The sequence below is a fragment of the Pseudoalteromonas sp. 10-33 genome (assembly GCF_001469195.1).
Taxonomy (GTDB): Bacteria; Pseudomonadota; Gammaproteobacteria; order Enterobacterales; family Alteromonadaceae; genus Pseudoalteromonas.
Window position 1 is genome coordinate 258,421 of sequence record NZ_LOFI01000001.1, and the last position, 15,331, is coordinate 273,751.

At 39.3% G+C, this 15,331-nt stretch carries 15 protein-coding genes and 1 other RNA gene; 6 read left to right on the forward strand and 10 right to left on the reverse strand.

Features of this window, described 5'->3' with window-relative positions:
• Window positions 1-161: 161 nt before the first annotated feature.
• The 4 genes from dolP to ATS76_RS01215 are packed head-to-tail and all read right to left on the reverse strand — an operon-like array spanning window position 162 to window position 3,634.
• Window positions 162-749 carry a division/outer membrane stress-associated lipid-binding lipoprotein gene (gene dolP / locus ATS76_RS01200; protein WP_058550705.1) on the reverse strand — a complete coding sequence of 196 codons (588 nt, stop codon included), beginning with the start codon at window positions 747-749 and terminating at the stop codon, window positions 162-164.
• Window positions 742-1,335, reverse strand: a complete 594-nt coding sequence (locus tag ATS76_RS01205) for an SIS domain-containing protein (protein ID WP_058550706.1) — start codon at window positions 1,333-1,335, stop codon at window positions 742-744. The genes dolP and ATS76_RS01205 overlap by 8 nt, the downstream gene beginning before the upstream one ends.
• Window positions 1,336-1,360: 25 nt before the next feature.
• The gene (locus ATS76_RS01210; protein WP_058403234.1) at window positions 1,361-1,732 is read right to left on the reverse strand and encodes a YraN family protein; all 372 of its coding nucleotides are present in this window, start codon (window positions 1,730-1,732) and stop codon (window positions 1,361-1,363) included.
• A gap of 24 nt (window positions 1,733-1,756) precedes the next feature.
• A complete protein-coding gene (locus ATS76_RS01215) occupies window positions 1,757-3,634 on the reverse strand; it encodes a penicillin-binding protein activator (RefSeq protein WP_058550707.1) in 1,878 nt (625 codons plus the stop codon).
• Window positions 3,635-3,695: 61 nt separating this feature from the next.
• On the opposite strand from ATS76_RS01215, the gene rsmI reads away from it, so the two are divergent.
• Window positions 3,696-4,553, forward strand: coding sequence for a 16S rRNA (cytidine(1402)-2'-O)-methyltransferase (rsmI, locus tag ATS76_RS01220; RefSeq protein WP_058550708.1), 858 nt, complete (start codon window positions 3,696-3,698; stop codon window positions 4,551-4,553).
• Between the two features lie 41 nt (window positions 4,554-4,594).
• An RNA gene (rnpB, locus tag ATS76_RS03405) (RNase P RNA component class A) lies at window positions 4,595-4,958 on the forward strand.
• Between the two features lie 58 nt (window positions 4,959-5,016).
• Here rnpB and ATS76_RS01225 read toward each other — a convergent pair.
• Window positions 5,017-6,033, reverse strand: a complete 1,017-nt coding sequence (locus tag ATS76_RS01225) for a mechanosensitive ion channel family protein (RefSeq protein WP_442960103.1) — start codon at window positions 6,031-6,033, stop codon at window positions 5,017-5,019.
• A 176-nt stretch (window positions 6,034-6,209) separates the two neighbouring features.
• Here ATS76_RS01225 and ATS76_RS01230 point away from each other — a divergent pair, with 176 nt between their 5' ends.
• Window positions 6,210-7,163 (forward strand): YihY/virulence factor BrkB family protein, encoded by a 954-nt coding sequence (locus tag ATS76_RS01230; RefSeq protein ID WP_058403231.1) that lies wholly within the window; start codon window positions 6,210-6,212, stop codon window positions 7,161-7,163.
• A gap of 7 nt (window positions 7,164-7,170) precedes the next feature.
• Here ATS76_RS01230 and ATS76_RS01235 read toward each other — a convergent pair whose 3' ends face one another.
• Together ATS76_RS01235 and ATS76_RS01240 are read right to left on the reverse strand one after the other, a co-directional pair.
• Window positions 7,171-8,055 carry a LysR family transcriptional regulator gene (locus ATS76_RS01235; RefSeq protein ID WP_058550709.1) on the reverse strand — a complete coding sequence of 295 codons (885 nt, stop codon included), beginning with the start codon at window positions 8,053-8,055 and terminating at the stop codon, window positions 7,171-7,173.
• A 112-nt stretch (window positions 8,056-8,167) separates the two neighbouring features.
• The gene (locus tag ATS76_RS01240) at window positions 8,168-11,197 is read right to left on the reverse strand and encodes a bifunctional diguanylate cyclase/phosphodiesterase (protein WP_082664309.1); all 3,030 of its coding nucleotides are present in this window, start codon (window positions 11,195-11,197) and stop codon (window positions 8,168-8,170) included.
• Between the two features lie 275 nt (window positions 11,198-11,472).
• Between ATS76_RS01240 and ATS76_RS01245 the strand changes: the two genes are divergently transcribed.
• Window positions 11,473-12,318: a pirin family protein gene (locus ATS76_RS01245; protein ID WP_058550711.1), complete on the forward strand. Its 846-nt coding sequence runs from the start codon at window positions 11,473-11,475 to the stop codon at window positions 12,316-12,318.
• Between the two features lie 17 nt (window positions 12,319-12,335).
• Complete coding sequence (locus ATS76_RS01250; protein ID WP_058550712.1) at window positions 12,336-13,307, forward strand: glutathione S-transferase family protein; 972 nt, start codon at window positions 12,336-12,338, stop codon at window positions 13,305-13,307.
• On the opposite strand, the gene ATS76_RS01255 is transcribed toward ATS76_RS01250, so the two are convergent.
• From ATS76_RS01255 to ATS76_RS01265, 3 genes are read right to left on the reverse strand one after another with little or no spacing between them, the layout of a single operon-like run.
• Window positions 13,308-13,550 carry a hypothetical protein gene (locus ATS76_RS01255; protein WP_058550713.1) on the reverse strand — a complete coding sequence of 81 codons (243 nt, stop codon included), beginning with the start codon at window positions 13,548-13,550 and terminating at the stop codon, window positions 13,308-13,310.
• A gap of 10 nt (window positions 13,551-13,560) precedes the next feature.
• Complete coding sequence (locus ATS76_RS01260) at window positions 13,561-14,007, reverse strand: hypothetical protein (RefSeq protein WP_058550714.1); 447 nt, start codon at window positions 14,005-14,007, stop codon at window positions 13,561-13,563.
• Window positions 14,008-14,013: 6 nt separating this feature from the next.
• Window positions 14,014-14,349 carry a hypothetical protein gene (locus tag ATS76_RS01265; protein ID WP_058403224.1) on the reverse strand — a complete coding sequence of 112 codons (336 nt, stop codon included), beginning with the start codon at window positions 14,347-14,349 and terminating at the stop codon, window positions 14,014-14,016.
• Between the two features lie 495 nt (window positions 14,350-14,844).
• On the opposite strand from ATS76_RS01265, the gene mraZ reads away from it, so the two are divergent.
• Window positions 14,845-15,303: a division/cell wall cluster transcriptional repressor MraZ gene (gene mraZ / locus ATS76_RS01270; protein WP_058550715.1), complete on the forward strand. Its 459-nt coding sequence runs from the start codon at window positions 14,845-14,847 to the stop codon at window positions 15,301-15,303.
• The last annotated feature ends 28 nt before the right edge of the window (window positions 15,304-15,331 follow it).

A 15,331-nucleotide genomic window follows, 5' to 3' on the forward strand; every position in this document is an offset into this window, starting at 1 on the left:
ATCTATTTTGAGTCTGGAAAAACGTGTTGATAGCTAGGCAAAAAATTCGCTATTTAGTTGTTCTCGGCAATTGCTCCTGCATTGCTCTACCTTCTGCATCCATGCAGTCGTAAATGAGAATTTTTAACGCAGGTAGCGATACGGTTAGCCCCGCAAAATTATTAAGTATTATTACGGACTGGTATAATATATTCAAATACTTTTACAACGCGCTCAACGCCCGACACATTACGTGCAATATTAACTGCGCGATTAGCTTCATCTTGAGACACCAAGCCCATTAAATACACCTCAGCGTTTTCTGTAACCACTTTAATATTATTGCTGCTAATATCTTTAGTTGCTAGTAACTGCGCTTTTACCTTGGAGGTAAGCCATGAGTCGTGTGTTTGCGTGGTTATACCAATATTTGAACCAATACGAAGTTGGTTATGAATTTTACGAATGCCAGCAATTGACTCTACGGTTATTTGCGCTTCGTTTTTCATTTCCTGATTAGCAACTTGACCAACAAGTAAAACAATACCATTAACACTTATGGCGTTAACTCGAGCTGATTTTTCTAGGCGTTCAACTTCACTAATAGCAATACTGGCTTTAATTTCTATATTGTTATCATCAATTTGTGAGCCAATGGTGCGACGGTCATTTGCAGCGGTTACTGCACTGGCTGTACCGGCTACAACAGCTGCGGCGCAGCCTTGTAATAAAACAACGGTGCCTAATATGATGAGAGAGCGTTTAAACATAATTTTCATCCTGAGGGAAAAGCGTTAAATCTATGAGTTCACTTAAACAATGTAAGTTAGTTAAATGCGACTCTATAATTCGGCTAGGGCGTTTAGACGGTGTTCTTATTTCAACATCATTAGGGCCAAGTAAACCCACTAATTCACCCCCGTCGTCACCCACCATAACAATGACCTTCATATCGCGTGTGAGTGCAGCTTCAACGGCTGAAATGACTTGTTTTTCATTGCCATTAATTGCTAATACCAGTAGTAAGTCACCTTGCTGAGCAAAAGCACGGATTTGGCGAGCAAATGTGTCGTGATCATCACTGTGATTGTTTTGCCCAAGATTTATATTTTCTTGTGATAAAGCAATAGCAGGTAAGCAAGGACGCTCTGTTTCATAGTGATTAACCAATATCCCCGCCATGTGTTGCGCAAGCATATGACAGTTAGCTGTTCCGCAACAAATTAACTTATTACCATTAATTAGGCTTTGTGCAATTGTAAATGCGGCCGATTCAAGTGCACTGGGTAGGACTTCTCCAGCAGCTATTTGAACTTGAATACTTTCTGTAAAAATTTCTTTTATTGTGTCTTGCATAGCCTACCAATTTATTTTTAGTATTTTAAAATACGTTTTTAAGCCAATTATATGTAGGAGATGATTCTCCAGTTATGGCTACATAGTCAATTCTTAATGCCTGATTTGTTAAGTTTTTAGCCGCTAAGTAATGATAAATACTGCGTTTAAGCCGTGCTTGCTTTTGTGCACTGAGCGCATAATTAGCACCGCCTCGAGCGTTATTTTTGCGAAACTTCACTTCTACAAATACAAGGGTGTTTCCCTCTTTCATAATAATATCGAGCTCACCAAAGGGGCAGTAATAATTACGCTCTATAGGCTTTAACCCTTGCGACACTAGGTATTTTTGCGCTTGTAGCTCGTAGTACTGACCTTTTTCACGACTATTTTGCCACAGCTCTTTAAACCACGACATGTCGCCCCCTTAACTTAATAAAGTCTAATTTAAAGTTTGCACACCACTGGCTGACTGCATAAACAAGGGCACAGGGCGCTGTGTTTTAAGCTGAACGGTCTTAATTTGGCGATTAGTATATTGCGCCCAATCAAGCACTCGTTGTATGTGGCCATTACTATTAACTGATAACTTACCGCTCAAACCACTAAATTGATTACCAGGCATTAAGCTCAGTTGCCTAATATCATTAATAACTAGTACTGCATCGTATGCCATAGCGAATAAGCGTTGACTTATGTCAGCTTGCTCAGGCCAAAGGGTGTTGTACTGCTCACGTAAATTATGTTGTTTTATTTGCGAGTTAAGCATCCAAGGTAACTCTGTAAAGTAGAGTCCATCTAGGTCGCCTTTATCGGTCGAATCTATCTGTTTGCTATGACTTTTAGAACTGGCATAAAGCGGGATCCGTTGTGCAAACGTACTAATGTTAACGTCAAGATAAGGCTTAATTAAACGGGTCTCTGTAGCATCACCTAAAATATAAATGACATCAATATCACTGCGTGAGCGTGTTTCACTCTCAACTTCTTGCTTAAATAATGCTTTGATTGTTTTTATACGCTCTTTAGATTTGTCCACTTCTAATAAGTTAGTAATGGTTTTAGGCATGTCTTGGTTGTTTTCATAAAAACCAATTTGAGGTTTAGTCTCGCTATAGCGTTGCCATTGCTGATTAAAAAAATCAACTAAACGCTGGCCATTATTGTTTTCTGGGGCAAGTAACATAGGTTTTTGGTATCCCATAGCCAGAAAGTGCTCTAATGCTTGTTCTACCTCATGCTCAGGATTTAACGCAAAATAATAATGTTGAAGCGAAATAGTGTTTCCGTCGAATGTATTCAAATGTAGTGTTGGAATGTTAATCAGTGTTTCAGCAGCTGTTAGCTTATCTATATTTGCTTTAAGTAGTGGGCCAACTACAAAATCAGGATTTATTTGATCAAGCTTTGCAGCAATTTCTGCAGTACTTAAATTCTCATCAATAAAAATAGCTTCATTAATGTTTTGTTTGTCTAAGGCCGCCAGAGCACCAGCTTTTAATGCATTTCCTAGTCTTTCGTTTGGGCCAGACTGAGGGAATAAAAGCACTAGACGATCAATATTCAAAGGTGCTAACTCAACAAAACCTCCGTCTTGTTTAGGTAAAACAGTGCCAGCAGGGTGCCCTACGTAACGACGTCGCCAGTTATTAATTGCTTGGTCAAGTTCCACACCGCTACCTGCATATACTTGGTGGTATAGAGCAAGGTTTACCCAGCCTTGTTGAATAACAGAGCCGCGGTTAAAACGCTCCAATGCATAGGAAGACAACTGTTTTAGGTTATCCCATAACTGTTGCTCGAGTTGCGGGATGTCAATTTTACTTTTTGCAGATGTCTCAGATGCTCTAAAAAAGTAGGGAGCTGCTTTTTTTGGAAAATTTTGTGAGGCATAAATGCTAGCTGTTAAAAACTGATGCCATGCAAAGTGCTCAGGCTGTGTTAGTTGCCCATCTAACGATTGTAAAATAATTAAAGCCTGGTCATTTTTATTTTGTTGTTTTTGCGCGTATGCAATATAAAGACGATTTTGAGTTTGATCGACACTTGCTGTTAGCTCAAGGTCGCTACCAATTTGCTCTAATAATGGCCAGTTTTTTTCAGAAATAGCGGCATCACGTGCGCTATACAATAATTGTATTTTGTCAGCACCTTGACGATTTACGGCTAATTGATAGATAGATTGCGCACTGGTTGCTTGATTTTTTAGCGCATTAGCACTGCTGCTGAAGTTATCGCTTTTTTTAATTGGTTTTTCGGTTGTGCTACACGCCGATAACCCTGACAATATAATTAATAGACCAACTAGTTTAAGTCGCACAATGATTTCCCAATACGTTAACGCGATTTGCTTATATTACTGACTGACGCAGGAGACCTCAATGTTAAATGAGGAGAATTCACATAAAATTGGCACTCTTTACATTGTTGCCACCCCAATTGGCAATTATGACGACTTAAGTCAGCGTGCAATTGCGACGTTATCGCAAGTTGACTTAATCGCTGCTGAAGATACACGCCACACCGGCAAGCTGCTCAGCCATTTTGGTATTAAGGCAAAAACATTTGCATTACATGATCACAACGAAAAACAAAAAGCGCAGCAAATTATTGATCAACTAAATCAGGGGTTAAATATAGCCTTAGTGTCAGATGCTGGTACGCCGCTCATTAGTGATCCAGGATATGCGGTTGTAAACTTATGCCGTGAACAAGGCGCAAGCGTAACCCCTGTGCCTGGTGCATGCGCTGCTATAACCGCAGTGTGTTGTTCAGGTTTACCTACTGACCGCTTTCAGTTTATTGGTTTTACGCCCGCTAAGAGTAAAGCGCGCCAAGATTTTTTCATCGAAGCGGTAAACTCAGGTATTACCAGCATTATGTATGAAAGCACGCACCGTATTATGGCAAGTCTTGATGATTTAGAAACTGCGCTTGGCAGTGAACAGCAGGTGGTGTTTGCTAAAGAGCTCACCAAAACCTTTGAAACCTTTTTTAATGGCACTGTGAATGAGTTAAAGCAGTTTTTAACTGACGATCCTACCAAGCAACGTGGCGAAATTGTACTCATGTTGCCGGGCAAACCCAAGCTCGTAGACGATATCCCACCTGAGGCTCGTAAAATGTTGGCTCTACTCGAAAAAGAAATGCCAATGAAAAAAGCGTGTGGTGTTGTAGCCGACTACTTTGGCATGAAAAAAAATGCACTATACAAAACAATTATTGAAGAAAAAGAGTAAATATTACTGCGCTTGGCTTTAGCGTCATGTATACTGCGCGCCGAGTCAGCCAAGATAATCGCTGCCTGTGACGAAAATGATCAGGGGGAGGAAAGTCCGGGCTCCACAGGGCAGAGTGCCAGCTAACGGCTGGGGGGCGTGAGCCTACGACAAGTGCAGCAGAGAGAAGACCGCCAACCTTGGTTGGTAAGGGTGAAAGGGTGCGGTAAGAGCGCACCGGGCCGCTAGTAATAGTCGGTTGCAAGGTAAACTCCACTCGGAGCAAGACCAAATAGGGTTCCTTATGGCGTGGCCCACGTTGGAACCGGGTAGGTTGCTTGAGCCATAGAGCGATTTATGGCCTAGACGAATGATTATCACTTTCTTCGGAAAGGACAAAACCCGGCTTATAGGCTGACTCACTCATTCAATAAAAAGCCCGCAGTTAACACTGCGGGCTTTTTTGTGTCTAAATTTTATTAATCTAAATAATATTTTTCCCTTGCTCTGGATCCCTTGACTGATCTGCCTGTTCGCGTATTTCGTCGGTATCGCTGCTTACATCGTTGAGCGTTAAGGTTTGCTCGTGTGTCTCAGACCTTACCTCAGTATTTGAATCTTGCTTGGGTATTGAGTTTATAAAATCTGTACTTGAACTAGTTAATAAAATCCGTTCTCGGGCATCATCCGGCATACTAATATTTTGTTCGGTAAACTCATTGACTAATTCACGCATTATTTGAGAGCTTACTTTTAGGGGGCTGTGCTGTTGCCCATTTACCCAAAAATATAAAATAAAGTTTATGGTTGATGAACCTAAATTCTTTATAAGTACTTGTGCAGGGGGATCGCTTAATACCGCAGCTTGTTGATTTATTATATTTAGAGCTAGCGTTTGCGCGCTGCGTATGTCGTTATCGTAACCTATACCTATTTCTACTTTACCGCGCATTTTTGGGTTGGCAGTTAAATTTTTTATGGTGTTTTTATATACTGTAGCATTAGGAATTTGAATGTGGTTTCCATCGTAGTCAACAAGCGTTGTTGCGCGGGCTGTTACTTTTTTGATAACGCCTAAACGTCCATCTACTTCAATGACGTCGTCTATTTTAAACGGGCGTTGCACACTTAAGAGTAAGCTTGCGATAAAGTTCTCAGCAATGTCTCTAAAAGCAAAGCCTAATATTAAACCTATTAAACCGGTCCCGCTCATTATAGCTACCGCAAACTCAGTGAGCCCTGCTAAACGTAAAAATAGATACAGGCCTAATAAAATGATTAAAGTGCTAATACCGCGCCTTGCGACAAGTAACACTAGTTTACTATCGGTTACAAACGAGATCGGCTTTGTGAGCAAGCGTGAAAGAGGGCCTGCTGTAAAATAGCTAATAGTGAGTAAGAGTAAACCTAGTAACAAGGTGGGTAATATTTGCGCTGTAGCGTGAACTAATTGCATGGTTTGGTCATAAAAAAATTGCCATGAAAATACATTTTCATCCATTACGGGGTTTAATGACGGTGTACTGGCAGCCGATTGTACGTCTGATGCTATTGTAGGCATTGGGTTTCTTCCGTGTTTAATTACTTTTACTTTAACAGCAAGTTTAATACCAAACACCTTTTTTAAGTTGGCAGTTATTTTGCTTCATTAAAGTACTAATTATAGTGAGATTAAGTATGAAAAAGCCAAAAAGAGGTCAACATGCAGAGCAACCAGCTCATATTCCAATTAAAGGCTGGTGGGATATTGCAAAGCGTATTTTCGCGCGCATGAGTAAAGACAATTTATCTTTAGTGTCTGCAGGTGTGGCGTTTTATGCGCTACTTGCTATTTTTCCAGCCATTGCTGCTTTGGTTTCTATATACGCTTATTTTGCTTCACCTGTGGAGATCAGTGAGCATCTCAGGCAGTTTACATCCTTAATACCAAGTAGTTCACGTGAGCTGATTTTATCGCAAATCTCAGATCTCACACAAAGCTCTCAAACACGTTTAACCTTAGGGGCGTTAGGCACACTATTACTCACTATTTGGAGTAGCTCTAAGGGAAGCCAAGCATTAATTACAGCCTGTAATATAAGTTATCATGAATACGAAAAGCGCTCTTTCTTGAGGGCGCAGCTTGTTCGTTTTATGTTTTCGGTAGGCGCTATTTTAGTCGCTATTTTTGCGCTGTTGATTATTGGTATCTTGCCCATAGTACTCAATTTAGTGGGCCTCAAGGACAGTATTGATTTGTTGATCAAGGTTGTGTCGTGGCCAATACTGGCACTTACGTTTAATTTTGCATTAGTGCTTTTATACCGTTATGCACCGCATAGAAAAGCCGCTAAATGGCGTTGGATAACGCTTGGCTCTGTTATTGCAACCGTATTTTGGATTGTGGCATCTATTGGCTTTTCATTTTATGTATCGCGCTTTTCAAGTTATAACGAAACTTATGGATCGCTGGGTGGGGTGGTGATCATGCTTATGTGGTTATATATAAGTGCGTATATTGTAACCTTAGGTGCCGTTATTAACGCAGAGACAGAGCAGCAAACGGCGAAAGACAGCACAATCGGGCCAGAGAAAGAACTTGGTGAACGCGGCGCTTATGTTGCTGATCATCTGGGTATCAAAAACGATTAATTAACCGCTATTCTGCAGCTATTATTACTGCAAGTTGCTCTTTAAATTCTTGTGCTGCAGGGCCCAATCTATCTGCGTCGTTACACATTAAATATAAGTTAAGAGGACGCGTAGTACCTTGTTCAAGATTAAGCACTTTTAGGGTATGATCATCAATTAGGTGAGCGACTTGATTGAACGGAAGCCACGCGTAACCTAGGTTTTGGCTCACCATATCAATTGAATTGCGTAAATGGCTGACTGTCCAACGCATATCTGCGCCTAGCCACCCTTCGTCTTGGCTAGTGTGTGTTGCAGAGTCGCGCACTACAATTTGTCGATGTTGTTTTAAATCTCGAAAGCTTAATTGATCTTCGCGCTGGTTAAGTGGGTGATTTGTATGTGCGACGGCAATAAATTCAATGTCTGTTAATTTACTGCAACTAATACCATAAATAGGAACTGATGAAATAGCTAAATCAACAACTGCATTGTTGAGTAATTCGTTGGCACCGGTTAACACGCTTTCAATTAAATCTATTTTGAGCAATGGATAAAGCTCACTTGTTTTAGCAAGCGCTTGGTACAAAATAGCTTGAGGGAATACTTCATCAACTGCTATTTTTAATGTGCTTTCTACACCTTCACTTAGTGTATTTGCGACTGATTCTATTTTATTCGCTTCTTCAATTAAAAACTCTGCGCGGCGCAATATAAGTTTCCCACTTTCAGTTAAAAACGCTTTACGACCTTTAACCTCAAGTAATTTTATTTGCAAAGCAGCTTCTAATTTTTGAACTGCATGATGAACCGTTGACTGGCTTTTGAAAACTGCGGCGCTTGCGCCTGCAAACCCGCCATGGTCCACTACGGCTTTAAACATTCGCCATTGATCTAATGTGGGTTTTGCCATTGAAATTCCTGTTAATGCTTTATTTGCCTACGTAACTTGACCGCTCAAAGCGATTATTTATTGCATAACAACAGTGGTTTAATTAAACCCAGGTTTGAGATAAGTTTATTATTCAGCAATCAGTTAACCTAGAAAGCATTACTCTTTTATTAGTGATTAGCGTCATAAAGTCATTTTTATTAAGCGGTTTAGAAAATAAATAGCCTTGTCCATAATCACAGCCAGCTTCAGTTAGTAGCTGGTACTGTAATGGTGTTTCAATGCCTTCTGCTATTACTTTTAAACCAAGCTGATGAGCCATTACAATAATTGCCTCGCAAAGCGAGAGCTCTTGGCTGTTGGCTTTAATATTATCAACAAAGCGTTTATCAATTTTTAAATAATCAGTGTCCATTTCCTGCAAGTAGGCCAGTGAAGAGTAGCCTGTACCAAAATCGTCAAGCGCCAATTGCATCCCCGATTTCACAATTTGTTTGAGGCGCTTTTGTGTAAGTTCCTCAGGGTTAACCATTAAGCCTTCCGTTATTTCTGCAACAATAGACGAGGGGGAAATTTTAGCGGCATCAAGCATGGCATACCAATCATCAATGCCACTATTAGCAGTAGATAGTTGTATGGGCGAGACGTTTATACTTATTTGAAAATCGTTATCTGTAATTTTTTTTATTTCGGTAAGCGTTTCTATTGCTTGCGAAAATACAAATTGCCCAATGGCATTAATTTGTCTTGTTTCTTCAGCAAGTGGAATAAACGCAACTGGGCTTATTAGCCCCTTTTGCGGGTGTTGCCAGCGTATTAAGCCTTCGGCCTTGTGTATATGTAAATCGTTAAGCGACACGATAGGCTGATAAAATAATTCAAACTGGTTATATTCTATTGCACAGCGTAAGTCTTTCAGTAAATGCATGCGAGCCTGTGCTTGCTCTCTCATATCCCGAGAGAAAAACTCAAAGCCATTTCGACCATTACTTTTTGCTTTATACATAGCCTGATCGGCTGCTTTTAGTAATTGCTCAGTATTTTCACCATCATCAGGTGCACAGGCAATACCCATACTGGCACTTATAAACACTTCTTCATTATCTATATGTAATGCAGACGATAAGCTTTGCAAAATATTGCTAGCAATCTGGTTGATATGGCGGGTACTTTTAATCTGACTAAATACAATAACAAATTCATCGCCGCCAATACGCGCAACAAATTCGGCATTTTTAGCTGAATTGACAATACGCTGTGACACTAGCTTTAATAAGTTGTCTCCGTAGTGGTGGCCTAAAGTGTCATTAATATCTTTAAAGTGATCAATATCTAAAAGCATGACCACAAAGGTTTCATTTTCATTCTTAGAATTAGAAAACTGTTTATTAAGTCGTTTTTTAAGCTCTAATCGATTAGGCAAATCGGTTAAATGATCAAAATGAGCTTGCCGCCAAATTGTTTTATTTGCTTTAATTTTTTCAGTTAAATCAGTAAAAATAGCAATTCGACGGGCGGGGTTATTATTTTCATCGTAAACCGTGTCTATGTTTAACCATTCAGTGAACAGCACCCCATCTTTTTTACGATTTATAATTTCACCTTGCCAACGGCCTGTCGCATTTATTGATGCCCAAATTTTTTCATAAAACTCTTTTGAGTGCTCCCCTGATGAAAGTATGCGGGTAGAGTGGCCAATCACTTCATCTTTCGAATATTGTGTTGTTTCACAAAAAGCAGGGTTTACATCAAAAATAATACCGTTGGCATCTGTAATTGCCATACTTTCACTACTATTGCCGTAAACAAGAGATGCTAAGTGAAGCGAGTCTTCATTTACTTTTCGTTGGCTGATATCACGCAGCACAAGTATTAACTCATCGTTCTTTTCAAGATGATTGATATGAGCTTCAAAGTAATGAGTGGTTATGCCTGTACTTATTTTAAAATCAAATGTGATGACATCTTTGCGAGTAGATGCTTCATTTAAAATTTGTTCAGTGATGTCGGTTGGTAAAATATCTAATAATTTTTTCGGTGATTTATTGTTAGCTGAAAATAGCGGGATAATAGTGCCACTAATATTAAGTACTTTACCTAGGTTATTTAACCTAAGGTACATATCGGGGAGAGCATTTAATAACCCCGTTAGTTCGTCGTGTTTATTTTTTAAATCGGCTTCTGTTTGCAAACGAGTCTCAGCCATTACTTCAAAGCGTGAATATAAAGCGGACAGCTCGGGACTATTAGGCTTAATTTTTTTAGTTGGCATATTGCCTTGTGCTAATAGGTCGGTTGCTTGGGCAAGTTCTTCAATGGGGTAAAAAATACTTTTTCTGATAATACGATGCCCAATAAAAGCAATAGTTAAAATAGCGCTAAAAAATAAAATAATAGTTTCTAAAAAGTGTGTATTTGCGCGAGCAATATACTTATCAGTGGGTGATGTAATGTAAATTTCTAAATTATTGTTATTAATATCGTTATAAATAGTCGCGCGATGAAAAATTTGATTTACATTGTTTGCGTCTTTAAACAGAGCCAGTGAGTTATCGCCATGTAAAAAGTGTTTGTTGTTTATTTTTTCTCCCAAAGGGAGCAATGAATTCGGGTAACTTGCTAGCACAAGGCCATTAGAATCGGCAATGACAGCCTTAGAACCGTTTGGAAACTCGGCTTTGTTCAAGGCTATATTCCACCAGTTAAGCGCAATAACTGTGACAACAACCCCCTTCAATTGCCCTCGCTCATTAATAATAGGGGAAGCAAAGTTAACACTGGGTGCTTGAATGCTTCGATCGTATTGAAAATATCCAATTGAAAAGCTTTTATTTGCTATGGCATTTTTAAAGTATTGCCTATCACTAATAGAAACATTTTTTACTATGCCATTGGTTACACACATTAAGTTTCCTTTAACATCTACCACACCAATGTTGGCAACATTATTATAGAGAGTGTGTGTTTGGTGAAAATACTCAGGGCAGGTTGAAGGGAGGTTTGTGTCGTCAGCAATCGTGTTTGCTAGAAATTGAGTGAGCTGCTCAGTTTCGCTAATCATTGCGGTTTGCTGGTGGGTTAAGTGTTTTGCAATATTAACGACTCTCTCCTGGCTTTTTTCTATTGCAGCCTCACGCTCAGCCCATAGAGCTAAAAATGTCACAACGATGCCCGGAATACTAATAACAATAAGTAGTCGATAAAGTTGGCTTTTGAGAGATGAAGTTAAGATACCCTGTCCCTTTTTTGAGTAAATTTAGTGGTGATTGTAGTCAATAAATTATAAAAAAACCATATTTTATAAGTTGTTATAAAAAAATATTTCACCATTAAAAAATTCTATATAAACGAACGATTAGCTCGATATAAAGACATGGTTGTTTTATTTTTTCAGTGCTTTAATGAGTATAGATAATATTTCATATAGTGATTTAAAAAATGAATATAGCAAAAATATTAACGTCTTATGCAACACAAGATGGCGATGGTGTCAGTATAAGTCGTATACCTGGGTTCGATGGTAAATACCTTGACCCGTTTTTAATGATCGATGAGCTTAAATCAGATAACGAAGCTGATTACATGGGTGGTTTTCCTGCACACCCGCACCGAGGTATGGAAACGTTTACTTATATCATTAAAGGTGGATTTGAGCATCAGGATCAAATGGGAAATAAAAAAGCGATCAGAGCAGGCGATGTGCAATGGATGAGCACGGGCAAAGGGGTGATCCATAGCGAAATGCCTCTAGCTGATGCTAAAGATGGACTTCATGGTTTTCAAATTTGGATCAATATGCCAAGCACAGAAAAAATGCGCGATCCAATTTATCAAGACACAACGCAACATCCGGCTCCAACGTTTAAAAATAAGAGTGGCGTAACACTGACTGCCCTTGCTGGTTCATGGCAATTTGAAGCTGTCGAATTAACATCAAGTATTCAAAAGCTCTCAGCAAATGCCGCTTTAGCTAATGTAACTTTACCTGACGGTCAGCTGTTAAAGCTAGCCCCTTTAAAACAACAAAATGTGATGCTTTACATACATTCGGGGTCGCTTATTACGAAAGATAATCAAACACTCAAGGCGGGTAAGTTACTAATTTTAGAGCCTGGTAGTGATATTGATATAGCAACACAACATGGCGCAGGTGTATTAATTTTAGCGGGTGATCCGCTTAAGCAACCCATCGCACATATGGGGCCATTTGTTATGACTACACAAGCCGAAATACATCAAGCCGTTCGTGATTATCAAAATGGTGAATTTGGCACACTTATTTAATTTTTGAGGAGCAAATAATGGGATTACTCGTTAATGGTCAATGGCAAGATAAATGGTATGACACAGATTCAAGCGACGGTAAGTTTGAGCGAGAAGCCGCGCAATTACGAAATTGGATCACGCCTGACGGTAGCCCAGGAAAAACGGGTGAAGGGGGGTTTAAAGCTGAGGCTGGGCGTTATCATTTATATGTTTCGCTAGCGTGTCCTTGGGCACACCGCACGCTTATTTTTCGAACTTTAAAAAAACTTGATGAGCTTATATCTGTATCGGTTGTAAGCCCTGATATGTTAGCTAATGGCTGGGAGTTTGATCAAAATAACTACAGTACCGGAGATGCTTTGTTTGCCAGTGATTACTTACATCAAGTTTACACTAAAAATAATTCTAGTTACTCAGGGCGAGTAACCGTTCCTGTATTGTGGGACAAAAAACAAAACAAGATAGTGAGTAATGAATCTGCCGATATAATACGTATGTTTAATAGTGTATTTAACGAAATAACAGGTAACAAAGACGATTACTACCCTGAGTCGCTTCGTAGTGAAATAGATGAAATAAATGCATTAGTCTATCCAAATATTAATAACGGTGTATACCGAGCCGGATTTGCAACAGCAAAACACGCGTACGAGCAGGCATTTGATGATGTGTTTAATGCACTCGACAAGGTTGAAAAAATATTGAGTAAAAAACGCTACCTTGTGGGCGACAAAATAACAGAGGCAGATTGGCGTTTATTTACAACGTTAATAAGGTTTGATTGTGTATACGTAGGGCATTTTAAATGCAACTTGCGCACAATTGAGAGTTACCCTTCGTTAAGCGGGTACCTAAGGGATTTATTCCAAGTTGAGGGCGTTGCAAATACGGTTGATTTTTATCATATCAAACGACATTACTATTTTAGTCACACTATGATCAATCCAACCCAAATTGTACCAAAAGGGCCCAAAATTGATTATTTACAGGCGCATGGTAGAGGTTAATTAGCCAATTAACCTAAGCAGCCAGCCATATTTTCTTATAAGGCTGGTTTCGCTTTTGCCTGACTGAACGGCAACGCCAGCTATAAATGCGCTGCTTAAGCCCACTTTGCTGGCAGCAAAACGCTTTAATCGATATATAAAAGCGGCTTGATGTTGTCGTTTTAGCTCGCTTTGTAAATCAATCTGTTTAGTCAGCGCTTTTACACACTCATCGGGGTTTTTAATTAATACATCAACTAACATATTAATATCCTTATAATTTTAAAAATTGCTTAATACTTCGAATTGTTTTGCTAAACCCTACTTTGTTGCTTAAATAAACGGTGCTTTTCCATAACCAAATTAAACACGCCACTTGCAGAAATGTCGCGCTTGCAATGCTAAGCCATACAGAACCAAATAAGTCATATATTCCATAGCCAATCGCGCCAAGCACTCCCGCCCACAACAAAACCAAACCACTGGCAAAACAGCCTAAAAATATAGAGAGCAGTGCAAGCGATCTTAACGATAAGCGCCACTCAGCTTTTGCAAGTTGGTGGGTGATCTTTCCTTGAGTATGATAATCATCCTTAAGCTGTTTTGAATACGTTAAAAGTTTTGCGATGTGATCTTGCCAATCATCCTTTTGATACTGTTGATCAGTTGTTTGGTTTTGCGCTGTACCATCCTTGGTTGTGCTTGAGTGGAAATTTTCCATCAGATTTTACTTACGACGAAACAGTGAAGTAATTAACATACCCGCTGCAAACGCAATACCTGCAGTTGCTAGGGGGTTTTCAGATGCAAAAGCACGTGTTTTAGCTGTGCACTCACTCAGTTTTTCGCGGGCAATTAACTGTTTTTCACTCAGAGCTTCAGCTGAACTTGATGCTCCTTTTCTTACACTACTTTCAGCTGTTGCTGCTTTTGTAGAAAGTGCATCAACAGCATCGTGAGCAGCTGATGTTGCTTTTTCTGTCAGTGGGGCATCGGTCGTTTGTGCCTTAGTGTCAGACTTAATATCTGTAGTCGTATTTTGCTTATTAGTTGCAGTAGCCATAATCAATCCTTAATGAGTAAAAGTATTTAAGTAGTGTATTGATAGAAGCAACAATCAAACCACACTATGTAATATTCTTAATAGATTGATTTTAAATACTATTTTATTTTTTAGTGCACCACTTTAAATATATAATAAAAACGAAGCAGTAACTCTTACCACCAATCTAAGTAAATATTACAAAGTGGGTAAACCCGCTAAAAAATTGTAATTATTCATTGCTTATTCAGTAATCAAACCATGTAAACAAAAGGTTATTAAAGTAGATAAAAATATTTTTTTGTTTGTATCTCCACTTTTTCCCACGTAATTCAACCGCTTCGCCTGAACCCTTATTTTTTCTAGCTTAGAGACTCGTTAAAGGAGGTCAGCTTACTTGACAAAAAGGCTTGTCAAGCCCTAAACTGGAGCACTGTGGTAAAAAGTGGTTTTTAGTGGATCAAACTGGATCAGCATAGTTAATAGCTGATTAAAATAATTTAAAGCAGGCTAATTATGTTCCGTGGCGCGAGTTCACTGAGTTTGGATGATAAAGGACGTTTTGCGGTGCCGACCAAGTACCGAGAATCTCTGCTATCTGAAGATCAGGGAACAGTGATTTGCACTGTCGCGTTAAATGAGCCGTGCTTATGGTTGTATCCATTGGCTGAATGGCAAGAAATAGAAAGTCGTTTAGCTAAAATTTCCAACATGAATCCACGTGCCCGTCGAATGCAACGCATGTTGCTAGGCAATGCGACAGAGTATCAACTTGATAAACATGGTCGAATTTTGTTAGCGCCGTCGTTGCGTGCGCATGCAGACCTTGGCAAAAAAATAATGCTAGTAGGGTTAATGAATAAATTTGAAATTTGGGATGAAGCGCGTTGGAACGAACAGATGCGCCAAGACACTGAGCTTGAAAGGCTAGGTGATTTTGAGCCTAATTCAGATTTAGATAACTTTACACTCTAACGGCACAAAAAAAGGCAAACAATAGCTA